24 protein-coding genes are annotated in these 25,111 nt (G+C 61.5%); 18 read left to right on the plus strand and 6 right to left on the minus strand.

Annotation, left to right across the window (positions count from 1 at the left end; all coding sequences use genetic code 11):
- Window positions 1-206 precede the first annotated feature (206 nt).
- Genes rsmD through KBY02_RS23765 form a run of 3 tightly spaced genes read right to left on the minus strand, consistent with a single transcriptional unit; the run spans window position 207 to window position 3,630 of the window.
- Window positions 207-791, minus strand: coding sequence for a 16S rRNA (guanine(966)-N(2))-methyltransferase RsmD (rsmD, locus tag KBY02_RS23755; protein WP_003402245.1), 585 nt, complete (start codon window positions 789-791; stop codon window positions 207-209).
- Window positions 791-2,281 (minus strand): M16 family metallopeptidase, encoded by a 1,491-nt coding sequence (locus tag KBY02_RS23760; RefSeq protein ID WP_032655817.1) that lies wholly within the window; start codon window positions 2,279-2,281, stop codon window positions 791-793. The genes rsmD and KBY02_RS23760 overlap by 1 nt, the downstream gene beginning before the upstream one ends.
- Complete coding sequence (locus KBY02_RS23765) at window positions 2,278-3,630, minus strand: M16 family metallopeptidase (protein WP_011269209.1); 1,353 nt, start codon at window positions 3,628-3,630, stop codon at window positions 2,278-2,280. Before KBY02_RS23765 ends, KBY02_RS23760 begins: the two co-directional genes overlap by 4 nt.
- Before the next feature lie 255 nt (window positions 3,631-3,885).
- Here KBY02_RS23765 and ftsY point away from each other — a divergent pair, with 255 nt between their 5' ends.
- From ftsY to rpoH, 4 genes are all read left to right on the plus strand, one after another.
- A complete protein-coding gene (gene ftsY, locus KBY02_RS23770) occupies window positions 3,886-5,391 on the plus strand; it encodes a signal recognition particle-docking protein FtsY (RefSeq protein WP_225650798.1) in 1,506 nt (501 codons plus the stop codon).
- Entirely contained in the window at window positions 5,388-6,059 is a 672-nt protein-coding gene (ftsE, locus tag KBY02_RS23775; protein WP_002555631.1) for a cell division ATP-binding protein FtsE, read from the plus strand. Before ftsY ends, ftsE begins: the two co-directional genes overlap by 4 nt.
- Window positions 6,056-7,090, plus strand: a complete 1,035-nt coding sequence (gene ftsX / locus KBY02_RS23780) for a permease-like cell division protein FtsX (protein ID WP_003402234.1) — start codon at window positions 6,056-6,058, stop codon at window positions 7,088-7,090. The genes ftsE and ftsX overlap by 4 nt, the downstream gene beginning before the upstream one ends.
- A 118-nt stretch (window positions 7,091-7,208) precedes the next feature.
- Window positions 7,209-8,063: an RNA polymerase sigma factor RpoH gene (gene rpoH / locus KBY02_RS23785; RefSeq protein WP_003402233.1), complete on the plus strand. Its 855-nt coding sequence runs from the start codon at window positions 7,209-7,211 to the stop codon at window positions 8,061-8,063.
- 879 nt (window positions 8,064-8,942) lie between these two features.
- Here rpoH and mtgA read toward each other — a convergent pair.
- A complete protein-coding gene (gene mtgA, locus KBY02_RS23790) occupies window positions 8,943-9,653 on the minus strand; it encodes a monofunctional biosynthetic peptidoglycan transglycosylase (protein ID WP_003402232.1) in 711 nt (236 codons plus the stop codon).
- An 80-nt stretch (window positions 9,654-9,733) separates the two neighbouring features.
- Between mtgA and KBY02_RS23795 the strand changes: the two genes are divergently transcribed.
- The 4 genes from KBY02_RS23795 to trmB all read left to right on the plus strand — a co-directional run bounded on the left by KBY02_RS23795 (window position 9,734) and on the right by trmB (window position 12,020).
- The gene (locus KBY02_RS23795; RefSeq protein WP_011269203.1) at window positions 9,734-10,114 is read left to right on the plus strand and encodes a DUF423 domain-containing protein; all 381 of its coding nucleotides are present in this window, start codon (window positions 9,734-9,736) and stop codon (window positions 10,112-10,114) included.
- 114 nt (window positions 10,115-10,228) lie between these two features.
- Window positions 10,229-10,429 (plus strand): sulfur carrier protein ThiS, encoded by a 201-nt coding sequence (thiS, locus tag KBY02_RS23800; protein ID WP_003402231.1) that lies wholly within the window; start codon window positions 10,229-10,231, stop codon window positions 10,427-10,429.
- Window positions 10,430-10,480: 51 nt separating this feature from the next.
- Window positions 10,481-11,275, plus strand: a complete 795-nt coding sequence (locus tag KBY02_RS23805) for a thiazole synthase (RefSeq protein ID WP_003304387.1) — start codon at window positions 10,481-10,483, stop codon at window positions 11,273-11,275.
- A gap of 97 nt (window positions 11,276-11,372) precedes the next feature.
- Window positions 11,373-12,020, plus strand: coding sequence for a tRNA (guanosine(46)-N7)-methyltransferase TrmB (gene trmB, locus KBY02_RS23810; protein WP_213582310.1), 648 nt, complete (start codon window positions 11,373-11,375; stop codon window positions 12,018-12,020).
- Window positions 12,021-12,069: 49 nt separating this feature from the next.
- Here the strand turns inward: trmB and KBY02_RS23815 are convergent, their stop codons facing one another.
- Window positions 12,070-13,128, minus strand: coding sequence for a hypothetical protein (locus KBY02_RS23815; protein WP_003402229.1), 1,059 nt, complete (start codon window positions 13,126-13,128; stop codon window positions 12,070-12,072).
- A gap of 190 nt (window positions 13,129-13,318) precedes the next feature.
- Window positions 13,319-13,831 (minus strand): dihydrofolate reductase, encoded by a 513-nt coding sequence (locus tag KBY02_RS23820; protein ID WP_003402228.1) that lies wholly within the window; start codon window positions 13,829-13,831, stop codon window positions 13,319-13,321.
- A gap of 109 nt (window positions 13,832-13,940) precedes the next feature.
- Between KBY02_RS23820 and KBY02_RS23825 the strand changes: the two genes are divergently transcribed.
- The 10 genes from KBY02_RS23825 to KBY02_RS23870 all read left to right on the plus strand — a co-directional run bounded on the left by KBY02_RS23825 (window position 13,941) and on the right by KBY02_RS23870 (window position 25,037).
- Window positions 13,941-15,320, plus strand: coding sequence for a DUF2868 domain-containing protein (locus KBY02_RS23825; protein ID WP_225650799.1), 1,380 nt, complete (start codon window positions 13,941-13,943; stop codon window positions 15,318-15,320).
- On the plus strand, window positions 15,313-16,701 hold the full coding sequence (locus tag KBY02_RS23830) for a GTPase/DUF3482 domain-containing protein (RefSeq protein ID WP_103360224.1): 1,389 nt from the start codon (window positions 15,313-15,315) through the stop codon (window positions 16,699-16,701). The genes KBY02_RS23825 and KBY02_RS23830 overlap by 8 nt, the downstream gene beginning before the upstream one ends.
- A 445-nt stretch (window positions 16,702-17,146) precedes the next feature.
- Window positions 17,147-17,740 (plus strand): transcriptional regulator BetI, encoded by a 594-nt coding sequence (betI, locus tag KBY02_RS23835; RefSeq protein WP_002555619.1) that lies wholly within the window; start codon window positions 17,147-17,149, stop codon window positions 17,738-17,740.
- A 102-nt stretch (window positions 17,741-17,842) separates the two neighbouring features.
- Window positions 17,843-19,315, plus strand: coding sequence for a betaine-aldehyde dehydrogenase (gene betB / locus KBY02_RS23840; RefSeq protein ID WP_003393629.1), 1,473 nt, complete (start codon window positions 17,843-17,845; stop codon window positions 19,313-19,315).
- 140 nt (window positions 19,316-19,455) lie between these two features.
- A complete protein-coding gene (betA, locus tag KBY02_RS23845; RefSeq protein ID WP_225650800.1) occupies window positions 19,456-21,162 on the plus strand; it encodes a choline dehydrogenase in 1,707 nt (568 codons plus the stop codon).
- Between the two features lie 243 nt (window positions 21,163-21,405).
- A complete protein-coding gene (locus KBY02_RS23850; protein WP_011269200.1) occupies window positions 21,406-21,924 on the plus strand; it encodes an RNA polymerase sigma factor in 519 nt (172 codons plus the stop codon).
- Window positions 21,921-22,904 (plus strand): FecR domain-containing protein, encoded by a 984-nt coding sequence (locus KBY02_RS23855; RefSeq protein ID WP_225650801.1) that lies wholly within the window; start codon window positions 21,921-21,923, stop codon window positions 22,902-22,904. The genes KBY02_RS23850 and KBY02_RS23855 overlap by 4 nt, the downstream gene beginning before the upstream one ends.
- Window positions 22,905-23,025: 121 nt before the next feature.
- The gene (locus KBY02_RS23860; RefSeq protein ID WP_011269198.1) at window positions 23,026-24,159 is read left to right on the plus strand and encodes a PepSY-associated TM helix domain-containing protein; all 1,134 of its coding nucleotides are present in this window, start codon (window positions 23,026-23,028) and stop codon (window positions 24,157-24,159) included.
- Window positions 24,156-24,338 carry a hypothetical protein gene (locus KBY02_RS23865; RefSeq protein WP_003402221.1) on the plus strand — a complete coding sequence of 61 codons (183 nt, stop codon included), beginning with the start codon at window positions 24,156-24,158 and terminating at the stop codon, window positions 24,336-24,338. Before KBY02_RS23860 ends, KBY02_RS23865 begins: the two co-directional genes overlap by 4 nt.
- 69 nt (window positions 24,339-24,407) lie before the next feature.
- A complete protein-coding gene (locus KBY02_RS23870; RefSeq protein ID WP_032657257.1) occupies window positions 24,408-25,037 on the plus strand; it encodes a glutathione S-transferase family protein in 630 nt (209 codons plus the stop codon).
- Window positions 25,038-25,111 lie beyond the last annotated feature (74 nt).

Below are 25,111 nucleotides of genomic sequence, written 5' to 3' on the forward strand. Positions count from 1 at the left end.
TATTCATGACACTCTGCATGACCACGAGGACGCGGAGCGTCCAGAACTGCATGCCGACGCAGAGCATCGGCACGATAGTTACAAGAGTCTCGTTCCGCACGCTCCAGCGTGGGAACGCCGTTCATGACGCTCTGCGTCGTCAAGAGGACGCGGAGCGTCCAGAACTGCATGCCAAACGCGGAGCATTGGTACGTGAGCTGTCAGGCCTAGCCCCGCTGCCACAACGCGTAATACACCTGCCCGGCCTTTTTCTCGCGGTGCAATCGCCAGCTGCCCGGCAAGCCGGTGGTCGATGGCGGGGTTTCGCTTTCGGTGTAGATCCAGGCGGTGTCGGCCAGCCAGCCGTGGCTTTCCAGCAGGTTGCAGGCTGAAGCCAGCAGGCCCTGATGGAAGGGCGGGTCGAGGAACACGACGTCGAAGGGTGAAGCAGCGGCGGTTTCCAGATGGCGCAGGGCGTCGGTCTGGGAGACCTGGCCGCTGGTGCAGTTCAGGGCATTGAGGTTCTGGCGCAGGCTGGCGATGGCCGCGGCGTTGCTGTCCAGCGCCAGGCCCATGCTGGCACCACGCGACAGGGCCTCGAAAAACAGCGCGCCGCTGCCGGTGAAGACATCCAGTACCCTGGCGCCGGCAATGTAAGGCGCGAGCCAGTTGAACAGGGTTTCGCGCACGCGGTCCGGCGTCGGGCGCAAGCCGGGTGCGTCGGGGAAGGTCAGGCGGCGGCTGCCCCATTCTCCGCCGATGATACGAAGCTGACCCAGGCCGTTGTGGCCCTTCGGACGTGGATTGGCCATCAGTGTTCCGGGACCCCTGCAGGTTGGCGGACGGGTTTGTCGGTCGGCGCCGGCAATGGTTTTTGCTCAACGGTAGGACCCACGGTGACGATGACCATCTTGTCGGCGCTCAGGTGCTTGCTCATGGCTGCTTTCACCTGTTCGACGGTCACGTTCTGGGCGGCGGCCATGTAGTCCTCGAGGTAGGTCAGCGGCAGGTTGTAGAAGCCGATGGCACCCAACTGACCCACGATGGCCGAATTGCTGGCTGCGGTCAGCGGGAAGCTGCCGGTCAGTTCGCGCTTCACATCGTCGACTTCTTTCTGCGTGGGACCGTTGGCGAGGAAGTCGCGAACGATGTCCTGCACCAGCTTGAGGGTGTTTTCGCTCATTTCCGCACGCGTCTGCAGGCCGATCATGAACGGCCCCGCCACCTGCATGGCGGTGAAGCCGGAAGACACGCCGTAGGTCAGGCCGCGTTTTTCCCGGACTTCGGTCATCAGCCGGCTGCCGAAGCCGCCACCGCCCAGTACCGAGTTACCCACGGTCAGTGCTGCATAGTCGGGGTCGTTGCGATCGACACCCAACTGCGCGAGCATCAGGTGCGTCTGGTTGGAGGCAAATTCGATGTGCGTGGTGCCGGCCTTGGGCTCGACCGGGTCAGCGACCTTGGCCAGCGCCGGGCCTTTGGGCAACGAGGCCGAGACCTGTGCCGCGATGGCCTGCGCTTCGTCTCGCGACAGGTCACCGACCAGGGCAATCACCGCATTGCCCGCCGCGTAGCCTTTGGCGTGGAATGCCTTGAGCTGAGCCAGGGTAATGGCGTTGACGCTCTTGGCGTCGCCTTCGCTCGGATGAGCGTAGGGGTGATCGCCGTACAGACGATTGAACAGCTCCTTGCTGGCGATAGCGCCGGGGCTCTGTTTCTGAGTCTCGAAGCTGGCGATCAACTGGTTCTTGATGCGGGCCAGGGAGTCGGCAGGGAAGGTGGGCTTGCCCACCACCTCACTGAACAGCTTCAGGGCCGGATCGCGCTTGTCCGCAGCACTCAGGCTGCGCAGCGAGGCCACCGCCATGTCGCGGTAGGACCCGTTGCTGAAGTCGGCGCCCAGGCCTTCGAATCCCTGGGCGATGGCGTTGACGTCCTTGCCTTTGATGCCCTCGTTGAGCATGGCGTTGGTCAGCAGGGCAATGCCGGGCGATTTCTGGTCCTGGCTGCTGCCGGCGGCGAACGTCAGGCGCATGTCGAACATCGGCAATTCGCGGGATTCCACGAACAGCACGCGGGCGCCCTCGGCGGTATTCCAGGTCTGGATATTCAGGGCGCGACGGGCCGGAGCCTTGCCGTCCAGTTCCTTGAGGGTCTGCAGGTTGCTGCCCAGCGCGGGAGCGGCCTGGCCCTGCTCGGCAGGGGCGTCGTCGGCCAGGGCCGGCAGTGCGAAAAAGGCACCGAGCGAACCGGCCAGGATCAGGCCAAGCAGCGCATGACGTGGAGCATTGCACGTGATCATTTGGCTTTCTCCTCAGGCAGAACGTGTGCAACGCTGAGGCGCTCACGGGTGAAATAGGTGTTGGCAGCTTTCTGGATGTCTTGTGGGGTCACGCTCTGCAGCGCCTCCAGTTCATTGTCCATCAGCTTCCAGGACAGACCGACGGTTTCCAGCTCTCCGATCATGGTCGCCTGGCTGGTGATCGAGTCGCGCTCATAGACCACACCGGCAATGACCTGAGCCCGGACACGCTCCAGCTCCTCGGCGGACGGTGCCTTGGTTTTCAGCTCATCGAGCAAGCGCCAGATCCCGGCTTCCACATCGGCCAGGGTTTTCTTCTTCTGCTGGTTGGGTGTGGCGCTGATCATGAACAGGCTGTCGCCGCGAGCGAACGCGTCGTAACGCGACGAGGCACCGGAGACCAGCTCTTCGCCACGTTCCAGGCGTGCGGGAATGCGTGCGCTGTAACCACCGTCGAGCAGCGCTGCGATAAGGCGCAGGGCGTTCGCCGAACGTGGATCTTCAGCGGTTGCGACACTCGGTACGTTGAAGCCGTAGATCAGGCTCGGCAACTGGGTTTTGACGTGTAGGGTGATCTTGCGCTCGCCAGGTTCGGCCAGTTCAAGCGGTTTTTTCGAAGGCGGTACAGCGCGGCGCGGGATCGATCCGAAGAATCGTTCTGCCAGGGCTTTGACGTCGTCCGGCAGCACATCGCCGACCACCACCAGCGTGGCGTTGTTCGGCGCATACCAGGATTCGTACCAGTGGCGCAGTTCTTCGACCTTCATGCGCTCCAGGTCCGCCATCCAGCCGATGGTCGGCGTGTGATAGCCGCTGGCAGGGTAGGCCATCGCCTTGAAGCGCTCGAACGCCTTGCCCATTGGCTGGTCATCGGTACGCAGGCGACGTTCCTCCTTGATGACCTCGATCTCGCGGCTGAACTCGTCGGCGGGCAATTTCAGGGTTGCCATGCGATCGGCTTCCAGCTCCAGCGCGACGCTCAGGCGGTCACGCGCCAGTACCTGGTAATAGGCGGTGTAGTCGTCGCTGGTGAACGCATTCTCTTCAGCGCCCAGATCGCGCAGAATCAGCGAAGACTCGCCCGGTCCGGTTTTGCTGCTGCCTTTGAACATCATGTGTTCAAGTGCGTGGGACAGACCGGTCTGGCCCGGCGTTTCGTAGCTGGAGCCGACCTTGTACCAGATCTGCGAAACCACCACCGGAGCGCGGTGGTCTTCGCGGACAACAACTTTCAGGCCATTGTCGAGGGTGAATTCGTGAGTCGGTTGCGGATCGGCAGCCAATGCTGTCAAAGGCAGACAAATTGTGCTGAGCAGCAGGCCTGCGGCGCGGCGGGCTAAAGCATTCATTCGTAGTTTGAACCTGTAGGACGGCCCGCGTGAACTTAGCGTCGGCGGGCGCGGGGGTGTTAGGATACTGATCCGTTTGCTTCAGAGACAGCCTTCACTGGCCGATTGCGAGTGAAACCTGTCTGAAACGCAGGTAAAGGTAGCTGCACAAGCGGCCGTTGAGTGAACAAGAAGTCCTAAACGCAGTCTGTTTTGCATGTCAGAATTTTCCGGGTCGCCCTCTGGCGCCCCGCAACCTTGAGATAGCCGTCATCCATGTTTGGTTCCAACGACGACAAGAAGACCCCAGCCGAGGCTGGAGAGAAGAAAGGCCTGTTCGGATGGCTGCGCAAGAAGCCGCAGCAAACCGAGCCGAAGCCAGCAGAATCATCCCCGACGCAACCCGACCCGATCGCCGATCAGGTTGCCGCGACGCCGCAGGTTGAGCCTCATGTTGCCTCGCAATCGGTGCCTGAAGTCACTGTCGAAGCAGCTGCGCCTGCATCGCAACTGCATGTGGAGCCCGGCGCGCCTTCGCCTCAGCCCTGGCTGACCTTGCCGGTGACCGAAGAGCCGGTGGCCTTGAGCGACGAGCGCGAGCCGCATGTCACGCCGGCCATCCCTGAACAAAGCCATGCCCCTGTTGCGCCCGAGCCGCTGGAGCCTGAACCCGTCGTAGCGGAGCCTGTGGCGGATATCGTGCCGCTCGGGATGCCTGAGCCGGTGCTGGTTCAGCCTGTTGCAGAGCCAGAGCCAGAGCCAGTCGTCGCGCAGGCAGTGCCGCAACCGGTTCAGCCTGCTGCGCAGGCGCTTGCAGTGCCTGCTCCGGCACCCGAGCCAGAAACCGGCAAGGTCGGCTTCTTTGCACGCCTCAAGCAGGGCTTGTCGAAGACCAGTGCCAGCATCGGCGAAGGCATGGCCAGCCTGTTTCTGGGCAAGAAGGCCATCGATGACGACCTGCTCGAAGAAATCGAAACCCGTCTGCTGACCGCCGATGTCGGCGTTGAAGCCACCTCGGTCATCATCAAGAGCCTGACCCAGAAGGTCGCGCGCAAGCAGTTGACCGACGCCCAGGCACTGTACACCTCGTTGCAGGGTGAGTTGGCCGCGATGCTCAAGCCTGTCGAGCAACCGCTGGTGATCAAGGCCGAACACAAGCCGTTCGTGATTCTGGTGGTCGGCGTCAATGGCGCGGGCAAGACCACGACCATTGGCAAGCTGGCCAAGAAGCTGCAACTGGAAGGCAAGAAGGTCATGCTGGCGGCGGGCGACACATTCCGTGCTGCAGCCGTCGAGCAATTGCAGGTCTGGGGTGAGCGTAATCACATACCGGTCATCGCCCAGCACACCGGTGCCGACTCGGCTTCTGTCATCTTCGACGCCGTGCAGGCCGCCAAGGCTCGTGGCATCGACGTCCTGATCGCCGACACCGCTGGCCGTCTGCACACCAAGGACAACCTGATGGAGGAGTTGAAGAAGGTTCGCCGCGTGATCGGCAAGCTGGACGCAGACGCTCCTCACGAAGTCCTGCTGGTCCTCGATGCTGGCACCGGGCAGAACGCTATCAATCAGGCCAAGCAGTTCAACCAGACCGTCACGCTGACCGGGCTGGCGCTGACCAAGCTGGATGGCACCGCCAAGGGCGGCGTGATTTTCGCCCTGGCCAAGCAGTTCGGCTTGCCAATTCGCTATATCGGCGTCGGTGAAGGTATCGATGATCTGCGTACCTTCGAGGCCGAACCCTTTGTTCAGGCACTGTTTGCGGAGCGGGAGCGTCCATGATTCGATTCGAGCAGGTCGGTAAGCGCTACCCGAATGGACACGTCGGGTTGCATGAACTGAGCTTTCGAGTACGTCGCGGCGAGTTTTTGTTCGTCACCGGTCATTCCGGTGCCGGCAAAAGCACGCTGCTGCGCCTGTTGCTGGCCATGGAGCGTCCGACCACCGGCAAACTGATGCTGGCCGGTCAGGACCTTGGGCAAATCAGCAACGCACAAATCCCGTTTCTGCGTCGCCAGATCGGCGTGGTGTTCCAGAATCATCAGTTGCTGTTCGATCGCACGGTGTTCAACAACATCGCGTTGCCCTTGCAGATCCTCGGCCTGTCCAAGCCCGAGATCGCCAAGCGGGTCGACTCGGCGCTTGAGCGGGTGGCGTTGTCCGACAAGGCCGAGCTGTACCCCGGTGACCTCTCTACCGGTCAGCAACAGCGTGTCGGCATTGCCCGGGCTATCGTTCACCGCCCGGCCCTGCTGCTCGCCGATGAACCGACCGGTAACCTCGACCCACGCCTGGCAGCGGAAATCATGGGTGTTTTTGAAGATATCAACCGACTGGGGACCAGCGTGCTGATTGCCAGTCACGACCTTGCATTGATCGCCCGCATGCGCCATCGCATGCTGACCCTGCAGCGCGGTCGTCTGATCGGTGACGGGGAGGCCGGAGTATGAGTGCCACACGCAGCCCCAAGGTTTCAGAGCGCGTCGCGCCCAAAGCCGCCGATCCAGTGCCGCCGAAACAGAAAAAGCAGCGCCACGACCACGATGACGACGGCCCTGATTTCAGCGCGCTGTTGTCCGCCTGGCTGGAAAGCCATCGCTCCAGTCTGCTGGACAGCCTGCGCCGCCTGGGCAAGCAACCGATTGGCAGCTTCTTTACCTGTCTGGTCATGGCGATTGCCTTGAGCCTGCCGATGGGCTTGTCGTTGCTGCTGAGCAATGTCGAGCGTCTGGGAGGTTCGTGGCAGCGCGCGGCGCAGATTTCGATCTACCTGAACCTGGATGCCAGCACCGCTGATGGCACTCGCCTGCGCGATGAAATCAAGGCGATGCCCGGCGTGGCAGATGCTGAGTACATCAGCAGCGAACAGGCGTTGGGCGAGTTCAAGCAACAGTCCGGGCTGGGCGAGGCGCTCAAGGAATTGCCGGAGAACCCGCTTCCGGGCGTGGTGCTGGTGACGCCGGACGAAGTGGACAAGCCTGCGCTGGAAGCCTTGCGTACGCGACTGGCCCAATTGCCTAAAGTAGAGCAGGCGCAGCTGGACCTGGTCTGGGTCGAAAGACTGGCCGCGATCCTCAAACTGGGTGATCGGTTCGTTTTCGGCTTGACGGTTTTGCTGGTCTCGGCTTTGCTGTTAGTAATTGGTAACACAATTCGTCTACACATTGAAAACCGCCGCATCGAAATCGAAGTCATCAAGCTGGTGGGCGGTACCGACAGCTACGTGCGCAGGCCCTTCCTTTATATGGGCGCGCTGTACGGCTTCGGGGCAGGCATCCTGTCCTGGGGCGTTCTGGCTTATGGCCTGAACTGGCTGAACGGCGCGGTCGTCGGGCTGGCAGGTCTCTATGGCAGTGACTTCGCGCTGGCCGGTGTGCCGATGGGTGATGGTCTTTCCCTCTTGCTTGGAGCGGTTCTGTTAGGGTATATCGGTGCCTGGATTGCGGTGGCCCGACATCTTCGTGAACTGGCGCCCCGGTAGAGCCACATTATTGTTTCACCAGACTGGCCTCTGAAAATCAAGGAACTTGGTTAGCGGTTCCGGGTCAATCTGGCTAATGCTGAACTGCACATAACCTGTGCGCTGGAGGTTTTTTCGTATGACCACTTCTTTGCAACCTGCTTATGCTTTAGTCCCGGGTGCAAACCTCGAGGCCTATGTGCAAACGGTCAACAGCATTCCATTGCTGACGCCCGAGCGGGAGCGTGAACTGGCTGAGAGTCTCTACTATGAGCAGGATCTGGACGCGGCCCGACAAATGGTCCTCGCCCACCTGCGCTTTGTCGTGCACATCGCTCGCAGTTATTCGGGTTACGGTCTGGCTCAGGCTGACCTGATCCAGGAAGGTAATGTCGGTCTGATGAAGGCCGTGAAGCGTTTCAACCCGGAAATGGGCGTGCGTCTGGTGTCTTTTGCCGTGCACTGGATCAAGGCCGAAATTCACGAGTTCATCCTGCGCAACTGGCGCATCGTCAAGGTCGCCACGACCAAGGCACAGCGCAAATTGTTCTTCAACCTGCGCAGCCAGAAGAAGCGTCTGGCCTGGCTGAACAACGATGAAGTGCATCGCGTCGCGGAAAGCCTGGGCGTCGAACCGCGTGAAGTGCGGGAGATGGAAAGCCGTCTGACCGGCCATGACATGGCCTTTGACCCGGCCGCCGAAGCGGATGACGACAGCGCGTTCCAGTCGCCGGCCAATTATCTGGAAGACCACCGCTACGACCCGGCGCGTCAACTGGAAGATTCCGACTGGACCGACAACTCCACCGCCAATCTGCATCAGGCGCTGGACGTGCTGGACGAACGCAGCCGCGACATTCTCTACCAGCGCTGGCTGGCAGAAGAAAAAGCCACGCTGCACGACCTGGCGCAGAAGTACAACGTCTCCGCGGAGCGTATTCGTCAGCTGGAAAAAAGCGCGATGAACAAGCTCAAGACGTCGATCGCCGCGTAAGGCTACCCGGCAACGAAAAACGCCCCGAGATGATCGGGGCGTTTTTGTTTGTGTATCAGCTATCGTGCGGCGCTCTGCGTCCTCTTTGTGACGCAGAGCGTCACGAACTGCATAGTTTTGTAGGAGCGAACTTGTTCGCGAAAGGGCCCGTATAGTCGCAGAGGATTTGTCGTTNCGTACAGGCGCAGAAGATTTGGCGTTGGAAACAATGCCTTCGCGAACAAGTTCGCTCCTACAAAGGCCCGTTCTCATGCCCAAACGTAGGAGCGAACTTGTTCGCGAAAGGGCCCGTATAGTCGCAGAGGATTTGTCGTTCGAAACAATGCCTTCGCGAACAAGTTCGCTCCTACAAAAGCCATCCGGCTCTCATGCCCAAACGTAGGAGCGAACTTGTTCGCGAAAGGGCCCGTACAGTCGCAAAAGATTCGTCGTTTGAAACAATGCCTTCGCGAACAAGTTCGCTCCTACAAAAGCCTTCCGGCTCCCATGTCCAAACGTAGGAGCGAACTTGTTCGCGAAAGGGCCCGTACAGTCGCAGAAGATTTGGCGTTCGGAACAATGCCTTCGCGAACAAGTTCGCTCCTACAAAAGCCATCCGGCTCCCATGCCCAAACGTAGGAGCGAACTTGTTCGCGAAAGGGCCCGTACAGTCGCGGAAGATTTGGCGTTCAAAACAAAGCCTTCGCGAACAAGTTCGCTCCTACAAAGGCCCGTTCTCATGCCCGAACGTAGGAGCGAACTTGTTCGCGAAAGGGCCCGTACAGTCGCAAAAGATTCGTCGTTTGAAACAATGCCTTCGCGAACAAGTTCGCTCCTACAAAGGCCCGTTCTCATGCTCGAACGTAGGTAGCGAGAGGCCATTGAAACCGAGTGCAAACATCACCACCGACGGCTGCTGTTCAGCCCCTGCAGGTACTCATCCCCACCCAACTGACGCATCTGCTGCCGAATCCAGCCTGCGCGGCGCGAGACGTAGCTGCTCGGGTGGCTGGCGCTCCACTGGCGCGGGTTGGGCAGGACGGCGGCGAGGTAGCTGGCCTGCTGGGCGGAAAGCGCGCTGGCGTTGGTGCGGAAGTGGTGTTGCGCCGCAGCCTGGGCACCGAATACGCCTTCGTCCCACTCGACACTGTTGAGGTACACCTCGAGGATGCGCTCCTTGGACCACAGTAGCTCGATCAGCATGGTGAACCAGGCTTCCAGTCCCTTGCGCAGGTAGCTGCGGCCGGACCACAGGAACAGGTTTTTCGACACCTGCTGGCTGAGCGTGCTGGCGCCGCGTATCGAGCCGCCACGCTCGTTATGCAGAATGGCCGCTTGAATCGCGTCGACGTCGAAACCCCAGTGCTCGGCGAATTTCTGGTCTTCGCCGGCAATGACCGCGATTTTCAGATTGTCGGAGATTTTGTCCAACGGTTCCCAGTCGCGTTGCAGGTCGATAGGCTCGCCGTCGAACCAGGATTCCACCTTGCGTTCGACCATCAGCGCCGTGCCCGGTGGCGGCACCCAGCGCAGAACCAGAACCACGAGAACACTGCCTGCGGCGAACCACAGCAGGGCTTTGACGATGCGACGAAGAATAGACTGCAGCATAGAGATGGCTTGGCCGAACCCGTTGAGCGGGCCATTATACAGACCGTGCGCCTTTCGACGATTTTTCCCTGGAGTCCCTGATGCTTCGTAGCTTTTTGATGCTGGCCGCCTTCTTCGGCTTCACCGGTGTGGCCCTTGGCGCGTTTGCCGCCCACGGCCTCAAGGAACGCCTGAGTGCCGAGTACCTGGCGGTGTTCCACACGGGAGTGCTTTATCAGCTGATTCACGCGCTGGCCCTGCTCGGCGTGGCGATACTGGCAACGCACATCCCCGGACGCCTGGTCACCTGGGCCGGATTCTCCTTCGCGGTCGGTATTCTGCTGTTTTCCGGCAGCCTCTACGCCCTGACCCTCACCGGTTTCAGCAAGCTGGGCATCATCACGCCGTTCGGTGGTCTGGCCTTTCTGTTCGGCTGGTCGATGCTCGGGCTGGCGGCCTGGAGGCTGGGTTCGCCTCCTTGAGTATCTGCTCCCCGCAAAGCAGGCGCGCATGAGACGAATGGCGTGGCTTTGCCTTGGTCATACCGGCTGATCGGGCTAGAATGCTGGCCCCCCAAAAATGATGGCTGCTCTCGCATGCACATTCAGTTGAACGGCGAACCCTTTGAATTGCCCGATGGCGAAACCGTCGCGGCATTGCTGACCCGTCTGGACCTTGCAGGGCGCCGGGTCGCGGTGGAACTGAACCTGGATATCGTGCCGCGCAGTCAGCATGTGACGACCGTCCTGAGCGAAGGCGATCAGGTCGAAGTGGTGCATGCCATTGGCGGTGGCTAGTTCGCAATCCGCACTGCGCCCAACCCCATCTGCACGTTATGAGGATTTCCGATGAGCAATGTTCGCAGCGACAAGCCTTTCGTCCTGGCCGGTCGGACTTTCGAGTCGCGCCTGCTGGTGGGCACCGGCAAGTACATCGATATGGAACAGACCCGTCTGGCCATCGAAGCCTCGGGCGCCGAGATCGTCACCGTTGCCGTGCGCCGCACCAACCTGGGCCAGAACCCCGGCGAGCCGAACCTGCTGGACGTGCTGCCGCCTGATCGCTACACCATTTTGCCGAACACCGCTGGCTGCTTCGATGCGACCGAGGCCGTGCGCACCTGCCGCCTGTCCCGGGAATTGCTCGACGGCCGCAATCTGGTCAAGCTCGAAGTGCTGGCCGATCAGAAAACCCTGTTTCCGAATGTGATCGAAACCCTCAAGGCCGCCGAGATCCTGGTCAAGGACGGCTTCGACGTGATGGTCTACACCAGTGATGACCCGATCATCGCCCGCCAGCTGGCCGAAATCGGCTGTATCGCGATCATGCCGCTGGCCGGCCTGATCGGCAGCGGTCTGGGCATCTGCAACCCGTACAACCTGCAGATCATTCTCGAAGAAACCAAAGTGCCGGTGCTGGTCGATGCCGGTGTCGGTACTGCCTCCGACGCCACCATCGCGATGGAGCTGGGCTGTGAAGCCGTATTGATGAACTCGGCCATCGCCCACGCCCAGCAGCCGGTGATGATGGCTGAAGCCATGAAACACGCCGTAATTGCCGGTCGTCTGGCCTACCTCGCCGGGCGCATGCCACGAAAACTCTATGCCAGCGCGTCTTCGCCGCTGGATGGCCTGATCAAGTAAGAGCCCGTTGATGACTGATTCGCACGTTCCGCACCCAGAGTCGCCTGCTGTCGAAGAAGGCGAAGAGCGCCCGCACCGCCGCATCAAGAGTTTCGTGATGCGAGCCGGCCGCATGACCGAAGGTCAGCAGCGCGGCCTCGATCAAGGCCTCCCGTTGTATGGCCTGTCGCTGACTGACACGCCGGTGGATTTCGATCAGGTGTTCGGCCGCTCTGCGCCGCGCACGCTGGAAATCGGCTTCGGCATGGGCCACTCGCTGCTGGAAATGGCGGCTGCCGCTCCCGAGCACGACTTCATCGGTGTCGAGGTGCACTCTCCAGGCGTAGGCGCGCTGCTCAACGGCGTCCTGACCCAGGGGCTGACCAATGTGCGCGTCTACGATTGCGACGCCATTGAAGTGCTGAACCGCTGCGTTGCGGACAACAGCCTGGATCGTCTGATGCTGTTCTTCCCGGACCCGTGGCACAAGAGTCGTCACCACAAGCGCCGCATCGTGCAGCCTGAATTCGCCGCACTGGTGCGCAGCAAGCTGAAGGTCGGCGGGGTGTTCCACATGGCCACCGATTGGGGGCCTTACGCGGAATACATGCTGGAAGTGATGAGCGTGGCGCCCGGTTATCGCAACCAGGCTGAAGACAACCAGTACGTCCCGCGCCCTGCGGAACGGCCGATCACCAAGTTCGAGCGCCGTGGCGAGAAGCTCGGGCACGGCGTCTGGGATCTGAAGTTCGAAAAAGTCGACTGACCGGGATTGCGGGTTGGTAACAACCCGCAATCCCGCAATGTTGTGCCGCTTACTGAATCTCGTCCGGCTTGACGATCACCCAGTTCTTGTCCGCCGTAACCGGCAGTTTCTCCCTGGCCTGAGCTTCGGCATTGTCCTTGATCATGCCGTTCAGCTGGGTCATGTATTTGTCCTTGCGGTTGATCCACAAGTGCACGCCGCCCTTGCTCACGTCGACGCTGTGGAACAGCATGTAGCCGTCGCTGGTCGGGGTGTCGCCGCCGACCAGGACCGGTTTTTTCCACTGATCGATGTAAGTCAGAATGGCCGCCTGCTTGCCGGCCATCCAGGTCGCCGGGGTCCACAGATAAGGCGTCAGCTCCAGGCCCATATTGCTTTTCGGATCATACTTACCCGCCGTGATCTGCTTGCGTGCGGTGGTCAGCTCGCCGGTCTTGCGGTCCTTGAGCAGTGTGCTCACGCCGATCACATTCTGTGGTTTGACGTTGTAGCCGTACTTCGGATCGGCAGCGACCATGCGTACCAGCTCTTCGGACGCCGCGGTCATCACATACACCTCGATGCCGTTTTCCATCAGCTTGTTGTACAGCTCGGCCTGCCCGGTGAATACCCGCGGCGGCTCGACGTTGATTTGCTTGACGGTGTCGCCTTCGTAGTAGGTCGCAGGGATCGGCTTTTTCAGCGCCATCAGCTCATCGACGTAGCCCTTGAGCTCCTGAAGCGTAAAGCCGGAAAACACCTGCGCGACCCACGGGTAGCAGACCATGTCGTCTATTTCGCAAAGACGATAGTAGTAACTGAACAGGCTTTCCTTGTGCTCGGCGGTGTCTTTGAAGGGGATCAGCTTCAGCGAGGGATCGAGTGTTTCGCGGGTGATCAGGCCTTTGTTTTCCATGTACGGCAACAACGCTTCTTCGAGGTCGAAGCGATAGCTGGTGTTGTCCATGTCGAAGACCGCGTAATTGCCCTTGTTGGCATTCGCCGCAATCATTGCGTCGAGCGCCTTGGCGGCAGGCTCGGGCCAATGCTTCAGTTCGGTGGCCGCGATAGCCTGGCTGGCAAGCCCGAAGCAGACGGCAGCGGCCAACAGTTTTGGCACGAGTTTCATAGGCGATTTCCCCTTGTCGAAAAAACGAAGGGGCAGACCGTAACAAATTATTGTGAAGGCAAAAGTACTTCAGCGACCCGAAAAAGGCCAAATGACGCCGTTTGCCCCTTTATTTGCGACGGTGAAACCAAAAACGACACTTTTGTTGCAGTTTTTCGTCATCGGTTGCAGTTGCGCCGAAAACCGCTGATCAGACGCGTTCCCAGACTTCGAAGTTGTAGGCAGGCTTGCCATCGACGGCGGCGTTTTCGGTGTTGGATACCAGCGCCCACTGCGCGGTATCGAACTCCGGAAACCACGCGTCGCCATCAGGGCTCAGCGCCACGCGAGTCAGGTACAGGCGATCGGCCTGAGGGAGGCCTTGGGCGTAAAGCTGCGCGCCGCCGATCAGCATCACCTCGTCGACACCCTGTTCCTGCGCCCACTGCTCGGCACGCACAACGGCGGCGTCCAGCGAAGCGAAGACTTCCGCGCCTTCAAGCTGCAGGTCAGTCTGGCGGCTGACCACCAGGTTGAGGCGGCCGGGCAGCGGGCGGCCCAACGAATCCCAGGTCTTGCGGCCCATGATGATCGGCTTGCCGAGCGTCGTGGCCTTGAAGTATTTGAAATCCCCCGGCAAATGCCAGGGCATGGAATTGTCGACGCCAATCACTCGGTTTTCACCGAGGGCGGCAATCAGGCTGAGGGGGAGATGAGTTTTCATGCCGCGAGGATATCAGAGGTCGCAGGGCAGGCGAATGAACTGACATGCGCCGTGCTCAGTCCCATGACTGCGGTTATGCTCACCGCTGAATTCAATCAAGAGACACTGTGTGACTGCACTGACCCCCCTCGATACCCTTTGGCTGACCGAAGCCGTGCGCCTGCGTGAACAGCAGGCTGGCGTGCTGGATGATCTGGAAGCCAATCGCCGTGCCCGCGCTGCCGGAGGCGACCTGACTGCACGCATTACCCATCGCGCCCTCGGCCTGGCGCAGCGCGACGGCATGTTTGGCGCGCTGCATCACTGGAAGCAGGGCGCACGGCTGGCGTTGATTGCGCTGGCGGTGCTCGCGGTCATCAGTGGCGCGGGCCTGGCGTTCGCCGCAATGGGCGACGGGCAGGCACCGGTCAATGTGTTCTGGGCGCTGGGCAGCCTGCTTGGGCTGAACCTTGTGCTGTTGCTGACCTGGGCGCTGGGCCTGATCTTCGCCGGGCGCAGTAATACCGGGCTGGGCCGGGTGTGGCTGTGGCTGAGTGAAAAGCTCGCCCGTGACGCCCAGGCTGCGCAACTCGCCCCCGCGCTGGTTTTGCTGCTGCAACGCCAGCGCCTGAATCGCTGGGCGCTCGGGCTGGTGGTTCACAGCCTGTGGCTGCTGGCGTTACTCACTGCGCTGCTGTTGCTGCTGATGCTGATGGCGACCCGGCGTTACGGGTTTGTCTGGGAAACCACCATTCTGAGCAGCGACACGTTTGTCAGCCTTACCCAGACGCTCAGTACCGTCCCGGCATGGCTGGGGTTCAGCGTGCCGGACGAAACCATGATTCGTGCCAGCGGCAATGGCGCAATGAGTATCGAGAACGCGCGTCAGGCCTGGGCGGCCTGGCTGGTCGGTGTGCTGCTGGTGTATGGCATCGTGCCGCGGCTGTTGCTGGCCGGGTTCTGCCTGTGGCGCTGGAAGCAGGGCAGGGCGGCGCTGCGCCTCGATCTGGATTTGCCCGAATACCTTGAATTGCGTGAGCGCCTGATGCCCAGCAGCGAGCGCCTGGGTGTCAACGATGCCGAACCTGCTGCGCTGCATCAGGTGCAGTCCGGCCTGGGGGCTGTTGAAAGCAATGGCGCCTTGTTAGTGGCCATCGAGCTGGATGATCAGCAGGTCTGGCCGCCAGCGCTGCCGTCGGGTGTGGCCGATGCAGGCATTCTCGACAGCCGTGAGTCGCGCCACAAACTGCTGGAGCAACTGACCCAGTATCCGCCTGCGCGCATGCTGATCGCCTGCGACCCGCGCCGCTCGCCGGACCGTGGCAGTCTGGCGTTGATCGCCGAACTGGCACGCTGCGCCGGAGCAACGCGCATCTGGCTGTTGCCCGCGCCTGCCGGGCAGAGGCTTGACCCTGAGCGCCTCGGCGACTGGCACGTCGCGCTGGATCAATTGCAGTTGCCGCACGCCGACACTGTGCCCTTGAACTGGCTGGAGACAGGCCATGACTGAAGCAGACGGCACTCGTGCGATCAAGCTGGCGGTGGTCGGTCATACCAATGTCGGCAAGACCTCGCTGCTGCGTACGTTGACCGGTGATGTCAGCTTCGGCGAAGTGTCCCATCGTCCCAGTACGACTCGCCATGTCGAGGGCGCGCGCCTTTCTGTGGACGGTCAGGCCGTGGTCGAGCTGTACGACACGCCGGGTCTGGAAGACGCCATTGCGCTGCTCGATTATCTGGAGCGCCTGGACCGCCCCGGCGAGCGTCTGGACGGGCCGGCACGACTGGCGCGTTTTCTGGAGGGCAGCGAGGCACGCCAGCGTTTTGAGCAAGAGGCCAAGGTCATGCGCCAGTTGCTCGACTCGGACGCAGGTCTGTATGTGATCGATGCACGTGAGCCGGTGCTGGCCAAATACCGTGACGAGCTGGCGGTATTGGCGAGCTGTGGCAAGCCGCTGCTGCCGGTGCTGAATTTCGTCAGTGCGCAGCAGCACCGCGAGCCGGAATGGCGCGAGGCGCTTTCCCGCTTGGGCCTGCATGCGCTGGTACGTTTCGACAGCGTAGCGCCCCCGGAAGACGGCGGTCGTCGTCTGTATGAAAGCCTGGCGCTGTTGCTGGAAAGCGCGCGGCCGCGGCTTGAACGGCTGATTGATGATCAGGAAAAACAGCGCTCGGCCAAACGCCACAGCGCTGCTCGCCTGATCGCCGAGCTGCTGATTGATTGCGCAGCGTGCCGACGCAGTGTCGAAACCACCGCCGACCAGGAGCAGCAGGCGGTGGAAGCGCTGCGCAAGGCGGTTCGGCAGCGCGAGCAGCAGTGCGTCGAGGCGCTGCTCAAGCTGTATGCGTTTCGCAAGGATGATGTATCCAGCAGCGATTTGCCGTTGATGGACGGCCGCTGGGGCGATGACCTGTTCAACCCGGAAACCCTGAAGTTGATGGGCGTGCGCGTTGGCGGCGGCGTGGCGGCTGGCGCGGCGGCCGGGGCAGGGGTCGATCTGATGGTTGGCGGCGTGACGCTGGGTGCGGCGGCGCTGGTCGGGGCGATTGCCGGTGGTGCGTTATCCACCGCGCGCAGCTACGGCGGCCGGTTGCTCGGCAAGCTCAAGGGGCGCAGAGAGCTGACCGTCGACGATGCGGTACTGCGCCTGCTTGCCCTGCGTCAGCGTCACTTGCTGCTGGCGCTGGGTATCAGAGGCCATGCTGCGCTGCACAGCATCGAACTGACCACGCCGCAGGACAAGACCTGGCGCAAAGGCAAGATCCCCGAACCCCTCTCCCGAGCCCGCGCCCACCCGCAGTGGTCGACGCTCAACCCACATCCGAAGCCAAATCAGGGCGAGAGGCAGGAAGCAATCGATGAGCTGGCGGATGTGGTGTTGCAGGATTGAGCCCTTGCGGCTCTGAAGAGCGGACGCAGAGCGTCCAGAACGGCATGCGACGCGGAGCGTCGCACGATAGTTGAGGTCATCGTTCCTCACGCTCCAGCGTGGGAATGCCTGTCGTGACGCTCTGCGCGTCACAGATCCAAGCCGCGCCACCTGCTCAAGGGAGGACGCGGAGCGTCCAGAACGGCATACCCACGCGGAGCATGGGCACGATAGTTGTAGATCCTATCGTTCCGCACGCTCCAGCGTGGGAATGCCTTGCGTGACGCTCCGCGTCACAGATCTGTGCCTTGCCGCAAAGTGATGGCTGGACGGATTCAGACTGTCCGACAGGCAGTGAAAACGCGCTTCTTATTTTTTATTGATTGATCGTTCAATAAAAAATCTTTAGACTGGCCCCGTCATTTCGATACAACGATCACTGCAGACACCCGGGAGAATCGCGCCAATGCCCAAGGTCGGAATGCAACCCATCCGCCGCCAACAGTTGATCCAGGCCACGCTGACTGCGGTCGATCAGGTCGGTATGGGTGACGCCAGCATTGCCTTGATTGCGCGACTGGCAGGCGTATCCAACGGCATCATCAGTCACTATTTTCAGGATAAGAACGGCCTGATCGCTGCCACGATGCGGCACCTGATGAACGCCTTGATCCAGAACGTCCGCGAACGCCGTCAGGCGCTGACCGAAGACAGCCCCAGGGCTCATCTGCAAGTGATCATCGAAGGCAACTTCGACGCCAGTCAGGTCAGCGGCCCGGCCATGAAAACCTGGCTGGCCTTCTGGGCGACCAGCATGCATCACCCTTCGCTGCACCGATTGCAGCGTATCAACGACCACCGTTTGTATTCGAACCTGTGCTGTCAGTTCCGCCGCACCTTGCCACTGGAACAGGCACGCAGCGCCGCCCGCGGGCTGGCAGCCCTGATAGACGGGTTGTGGCTGAGAGGCGCGCTGTCAGGCGATGCATTCGACACCGAGCAAGCGCAACGGATCGCTTACGAGTACATGGACTTTCAATTGGCGAAATCGGCGAGCTGAAGCTTTCGAAGCTCCTCACCGAGCGACTGTATAAGCCTGTTGCCGAACCAACCCGGCACACTGAAAACAGTCATCGCCCCCCACTGAATTTGCGAGGACTTTATGGCCCGTTTTGAACTGCAGAAACTTTACATCGATGGCGGTTATGTCGATGCCAGCAACCCTGAAACCTTCGACGCCATCAACCCGGCGAACGGCGAAGTCCTGGCGCAGATCCAGCGCGCCGGCAAGGACGATGTCGAGCGCGCCGTCGTCGCGGCCGAAAAGGGTCAGAAAATCTGGGCCGCCATGACTGCGGTCGAGCGTTCGCGCATCCTGCGCCGTGCCGTCGACATCCTGCGCGAGCGCAACGATGAACTGGCCGCTCTGGAAACCCTGGATACCGGCAAGGCCATCTCCGAAACCCGCTACGTGGATATCGTGACCGGCGCCGACGTGCTGGAATACTACGCAGGTCTGGTGCCGGCCATCGAAGGCGAGCAGATCCCGCTGCGCGATTCCTCCTTCGTGTACACCCGCCGCGAGCCGCTGGGTGTGGTAGCCGGTATCGGCGCCTGGAACTACCCGATCCAGATCGCACTGTGGAAATCCGCCCCGGCGCTGGCGGCCGGCAATGCGATGATCTTCAAGCCGAGTGAAGTCACTTCGCTGACCACCCTGAAGCTGGCAGAAATCTACACCGAAGCGGGTGTACCGAACGGCGTATTCAACGTGCTGACCGGCAGCGGCCGTGAAGTCGGCACCTGGATCACCGAGCACCCGCGCATCGAGAAAGTCTCCTTCACCGGCGGCACCGACACCGGCAAGAAAGTCATGGCCAGCGCCTCGAGCTCGTCGCTCAAGGAAGTGACCATGGAACTGGGCGGCAAGTCACCGCTGATCGTGTTTGACGATGCCGATCTGGATCGCGCCGCTGACATCGCGATGATGGCCAACTTCTACAGCTCCGGCCAGGTCTGCACCAACGGCACCCGCGTGTTCGTGCCGAATGCCCTGAAAGCCGAGTTCGAAGCGAAGATCCTCGAGCGTGTGAAGCGCATCCGCGCCGGTAACCCGGAAGACGAAAACATCAATTTCGGCCCGCTGGTCAGCTTCGAGCACATGGAAAGCGTGCTGGGCTATATCGCCAAGGGCAAAGAGCAGGGCGCACGTCTGTTGTGCGGCGGCGATCGCCTGACCGGCGGTGTGTTCGACAAAGGCGCGTTCGTTGCGCCGACCGTGTTCACCGACTGCACCGACGAGATGACCATCGTGCGTGAAGAAATCTTCGGCCCGGTGATGAGCATCCTCGGTTACGACACCGAAGATGAAGTGGTGCGCCGCGCCAACGACACCGACTTCGGTCTGGCCGCAGGCATCGTGACCCGTGACCTGAACCGCGCCCACCGTGTGATTCATCTGCTGGAAGCCGGTATCTGCTGGATCAACGCCTGGGGCGAGTCGGCGGCACAAATGCCGGTCGGCGGTTACAAGCAGTCGGGCGTCGGTCGTGAGAACGGCATCAGCTCGCTGGCCCAGTACACGCGCATCAAGTCGGTACAGATCGAACTGGGCGATTACGCCTCGGTTTTCTAAGCACGGTTTCAGTGGCACGCGGCAGGCCTCAAGCAGACGCACTCAAAAGCTGCCTGCCGCACCCCATTTTCACGAGTATCGCCTGGCGGCTTCTGCTTGCGGCCAAGGCTTGAAACTCGCAGCTCTATGAGGGAGCCTCTATGACGACTCAATCCGAATACGACTACATCATCATTGGTGCCGGCTCGGCCGGTAACACCCTGGCAGCCCGTCTCACCGAAGACGCAGGCGTCACCGTTCTGCTGCTCGAAGCCGGTGGCCCGGACTACCGTCTGGATTTCCGTACCCAGATGCCTGCCGCCTTGGCATTCCCGCTGCAGGGCCGTCGCTACAACTGGGCCTACGAGACCGAGCCAGAGCCGCACATGAACAACCGCCGGATGGAATGCGGTCGCGGCAAAGGCCTGGGCGGCTCATCGCTGATCAACGGCATGTGCTATATCCGCGGCAACGCGATGGACTACGACGGCTGGGCCAAGGAGCCAGGTCTCGAAGACTGGAGCTACCTCGACTGCCTGCCGTACTTCCGCAAGGCCGAAACCCGCGACATCGGCCCGAATGATTACCACGGTGGTGAAGGTCCGGTCAGCGTGACCACGCCCAAGGCGGGCAACAATCCGCTGTTCCACGCGATGGTCGAGGCGGGCGTGCAAGCCGGTTTCCCGCGCACTGACGACCTCAACGGTTATCAGCAGGAAGGTTTCGGTCCGATGGACCGCACCGTGACGCCTAACGGTCGTCGCGCCAGTACCGCCCGTGGTTATCTGGACGAGGCCAAGAAGCGCTCGACCCTGACCATCGTCACTCACGCGCTGACCGATCGCATTCTGTTCGAAGGCAAGCGTGCCGTCGGCGTGGCCTACCTGGTGGGCGACAGCGACACGCGCATCCAGGCCCGTGCCCGCAAGGAAGTGCTGCTGTGTGGCGGCGCTATCGCTTCGCCACAGATTCTCCAGCGTTCCGGCGTCGGCCCGGCCGAAGTGCTGAACAAGCTGGATATCCCGGTGGTTCATGACCTGCCGGGCGTTGGCCAGAACCTTCAGGATCACCTGGAGATGTACCTGCAGTACGCCTGCACCCAGCCGGTGTCGCTGTATCCTTCGCTGAAGTGGTGGAACCAGCCGGCCATCGGTGCCGAGTGGATGGTCCTCGGTACAGGTATCGGCGCGAGCAACCAGTTTGAAGCCGGTGGTTTTATTCGCTCCAGCGAAGCGTTCGAATGGCCGAACATTCAGTACCACTTCCTGCCGGTGGCGATTAACTACAACGGCACCAAGGGCGTTCAGGAGCACGGTTTCCAGGCTCACGTCGGCTCCATGCGTTCGCCGAGCCGTGGTCGTGTGCAGGTCAAATCCAAAGACCCGCGCGAGTACCCGAGCATCCTGTTCAACTACATGGCCAGCGAGCAGGACTGGCAGGAGTTCCGTGACGGCATCCGCCTGACTCGCGAGATCATGCAGCAACCGGCACTGGACCCGTACCGTGGCCGCGAAATCAGCCCCGGCATCGACGTGCAGTCCGACGAGGCGCTGGACCAGTTCGTGCGTGAGCATGCCGAAACGGCTTATCACCCGTCCTGCTCGTGCAAGATGGGCACCGACGAGATGGCGGTTGTCGATGGTCAGGGTCGCGTGCATGGCCTGCAAAGCCTGCGCGTGGTCGATGCCTCGATCATGCCGATCATCACCACCGGTAACCTGAATGCACCGACGATCATGATCGCCGAGAAAATCGCCGACAAGATCCGTGGTCGTCAGCCTCTGCCACGCAGCACGGCCGACTACTTCGTCGCAGGCGACAAGCCGGCACGTGGCAAGCCGCTGCGCGAGATCAGCCACCAGGCCTGATCCGACGACCAGGCGTCCTCCCGGGACGCCTTGCGTTGTGCATGCTCCAGCGTTGAATACATGTCCACACTGGAGCATTGGCACGATAGTTACGAGATTCTCGTTCCTCACGCTCCCGCGTGGGGACGAGAACCCGCTCGATTCAGACCCTCCTCCCGACAGACGCGAATTGCCACTACCCCTCCGCTCTGCCACAATCGCGAATGATTCTCTTTAGTTAGAACTTTCTCATCGAGGCCATTCGTGTCGTCAGTCCCAAGCACTCATAGCGAGATCGTTGGTGCGCTGTATCGCGATCATCGCGGCTGGCTGCTGGCCTGGCTCAGACGCAATGTCGCCTGCCCGCAACGTGCTCAGGATTTGAGTCAGGACACGTTCGTGCGCTTGCTGGGGCGCCATGAATTGCTTGCGCCCAGAGAACCGCGTGCTTTCCTGGCAACCGTCGCCAAAGGGTTGATGTTCGATCACTTCCGACGCGCTGCGCTGGAGCAGGCTTACCTCGGGGAATTGATGCAGGTGCCCGAGGCCGAGCAGCCCTCTCCGGAAGAGCAGCTGCTGATTGTGGAAGACCTCAAGGCCATCGACCGGATGCTCGGCACACTGTCCAGCAAAGCGCGTGCAGCTTTTCTGTACAGTCGCCTCGACGGCATGAGTCACGCCGAGATTGCCGAGCAGCTGGGCGTTTCGGTCTCGCGCGTCAGGCAGTACCTGGCTCAGGCCATGCGTCAGTGCTACGTGGCGCTCTACGGTGAGCCGACGTGAACACCAGACCGGTCTCTGCCCGTGTGCTCGATGCGGCCATCGAGTGGCAACTGAACATGGACAGCAACGGCGGCAATGACGCCGAGCTGGCGCGCTGGCTGGCCGCCGACGAAGAGCATGCCCGGGCCTGGAGCCAGTTGGGCATGGTCAATCAGCGCTTTGCTTTGCCCGCAGGTCCGGCACGCAAGGCGTTGCAACAGTCACCGGGTGCCCTGCGGCACAGGTTGCGCAAGCTCGGTGGCGGTCTGGCCGGAGTGTTCATGGCCTTGGGCCTGGCATTGTTCGTCGGCGATCGCTATCTGCCGATCGATTACTGGCTTGCCGACCAGCGCACCGCCACCGGTGAACAGCGCGACGTGCGTCTGGCGGACAACACCCTGATTCGTCTGAACACCCACAGCGCAATCGATGTGCGCTTCGATGCGCAGCAACGTCGGGTCATTCTGCAGGACGGTGAAATACTGGTGCAGACCGGCGATCATGACGACCCGCGGCCTTTCATCGTCGAGACGGCGGATGGAAAGATGCGCGCTCTGGGGACGCGTTTTCTGGTCCGGCGCGAGTCCGATGGAACCCTGCTCAGCGTGTTGCAATCGGCGGTTGTCGCCCACCCGCGTAATGCTTCCGGTGAACAGGTTCTGCGCGAGGGCCAACAGGTGCTGCTCACCCGCAACGGCCTTGGCCCGTTGCTTGGCATGCCTTCCGGCGTCGACGCCTGGACGCGCGGCATGCTGGTGGTGGACAACGCGCGGCTGGCGGACATGCTCGCTGAACTGGGGCGTTACCGGACAGGACATCTGGGCGTTGACCCGAAGGTGGCCGGTCTGCGCGTCACCGGCACCTTCCCGTTGACCGATACCGACCTGGCACTCAAGGCGCTGCTGCCGACCTTGCCTGTGCAGATCGAGCAACACACCGCGTGGTGGGTGTCGGTGCTGCCCAGGGATCAACAGCCCGGCACCCCTCCGGCAAAACTCTGAAACATACCCTTTCATGCGGACAACGGATCGCCCTGACACTTTTTCGGTTTCGAGCGGCTTAGTCTTACAAGTCATTTCGGGGACGCGCCCAGCGCTGCGTCTCTTCGTCTGTGGATAAACCATGAAAAGCCAAACCGTGCGCCGCTGGTCCATCGTGCATACCTGGAGCAGCCTGATTTGCACTCTGTTCCTGTTGATGCTGGCTGTCACCGGCCTGCCGCTGATCTTTCATCATGAAATCGATCATCTGCTCGGCGACGCTCCGCATTACAAAGAGATGCCTGCCGATACGCCACGCCTGGACCTGGAGCAACTGGCCAGGGCTGCCGAAGCGCATCGCCCCGGGGAGGTGATGCAGTATTTTGGCTGGGACGATGAAGACCCCAATGGCGTCATGGCAATCACCGCTGCAACCGCCGGCACCGAGCCCAACTCCTCGCACACCTTCGCCCTCGATGCGCGCACCGGTGAGGCGCTGGAGATGCCTTCTGCCAACGGCGGCTTCATGATGGTCATGCTGCGCCTGCACGTAGACATGTACGCCAATCTGCCCGGCAAACTGTTGCTGGCGTTCATGGGCTTGCTGTTCGTAGTGGCGATCGTTTCCGGGACTGTGCTGTATGCGCCGTTCATGCGCAAGCTGGAGTTCGGTCAGGTGCGGGTCAATAAATCCAGGCGTACGCGCTGGCTGGACCTGCACAACCTGATTGGCGTAGTGACATTGACCTGGGCGCTGGTGGTCGGCGTGACCGGGGTGATCAGCGCCTGCGCCGATCTGCTGATTGCCTCCTGGCGCAATGATGCGCTGGCCACCATGATCGCTCCCTACAAGGACGCGCCGCCATTGACCCAGCGCGCCCCGGCGACTCGATTGCTGGAAATTGCCGAATCCGCTGCGCCCGGCATGCAGGCCGATTTCATCGCCTTCCCCGGCACGCGCTTCTCCAGCGAGCATCATTACGCGGTGTTCCTCAAAGGCAACACACACTTGACTGCGCACCTCGCCACACCGGTGCTGATCGACGCCCAGACCCTGCACGTCACCGCCGTGGTCGAACGTCCCTGGTACATGGACGCACTGGGGATGTCGCAACCGCTGCATTTCGGCGATTACGGCGGCATGCCGATGAAGATCCTCTGGGCGGTGCTGGACGTGCTGACCATCATCGTACTCGGCAGCGGCGTTTATCTGTGGTGGGTGAGGCGTCGTGCCGCGCGCTCGGTGAGCGCTGTTCAGGCTCAGGTGGCGCAATGAGTTCGAAGCCATCGCGATTCTGGAAGACCTTTGCGATACCCGCCGTCATAGCGCTGCTTATCGGCGGCGGGCTGTTCGCTGCGCTATTGGGTGACGGCTGGTGGGATACGCTGGCGTGGCTGGGCATGGGGACGGCTGCCCTGTTGAGTATCAAGGGCTTGCTGGTACGGCGCGGTTGATTGAAGTGCTGATTGCAGGCACAGCACAGGCTGACTAGTCTAGGATCCTGTCTCATTCGAGGAATACCCATGTCAGCGCCCACGATGACGTTGTACTTCAACGCCGCTTCGCCCTTCGCCCGCAAGGTGATGGTGATGCTGCATGAAACCGCTCAGCTCGATCGCGTCGAGTTGCAGACCACAGTACTGACACCGGTCAGCCCGTCTGCCGAGCTCAATGAAGACAACCCGGCCGGCAAACTTCCCGCGTTAAGGCTGGCCGACGGCAACGTCATTCATGACAGCCGGGTGATTCTTGATTACCTCGACCATCAGCACGTGGGCCTGCCACTGATCCCACGGGAAGGTTCGGCACGCTGGAGGCGCATGACCCTGGCCTCGCTGGCCGATGCGGTGCTGGATGCAGCGGTGCTGATCCGCTATGAAACCGCCTTGCGTCCGCAGGAAAAACACTGGGACCATTGGCTGGACAATCAGCAACAGAAGATTGAACGCTCGCTGCATTACTTCGAAAGCGATGCGGTCACCGAGCTCAGCACATCCTTCGATGTCGCATCGATCAGCGTCGCCGCGGCGCTCGGCTACCTGGATTTCCGCCAGCCGGATCTGAACTGGCGCAGCACTTATCCGCGACTGGCCGCCTGGTACCTGGACATCAGTCAACGCCCATCGATGATCGCGACCCAGCCGCCGGTCTGAGTCAATCTGCGCCGCGCTGCACAGTCAAGCCAGGACGCAGAGCGTCCAGAAATGCATACCCACGCGGAGCATGG

The sequence above is a fragment of the Pseudomonas sp. P129 genome (genome assembly GCF_020312195.1).
Taxonomy (GTDB): domain Bacteria; phylum Pseudomonadota; class Gammaproteobacteria; order Pseudomonadales; family Pseudomonadaceae; genus Aquipseudomonas; species Aquipseudomonas fragariae.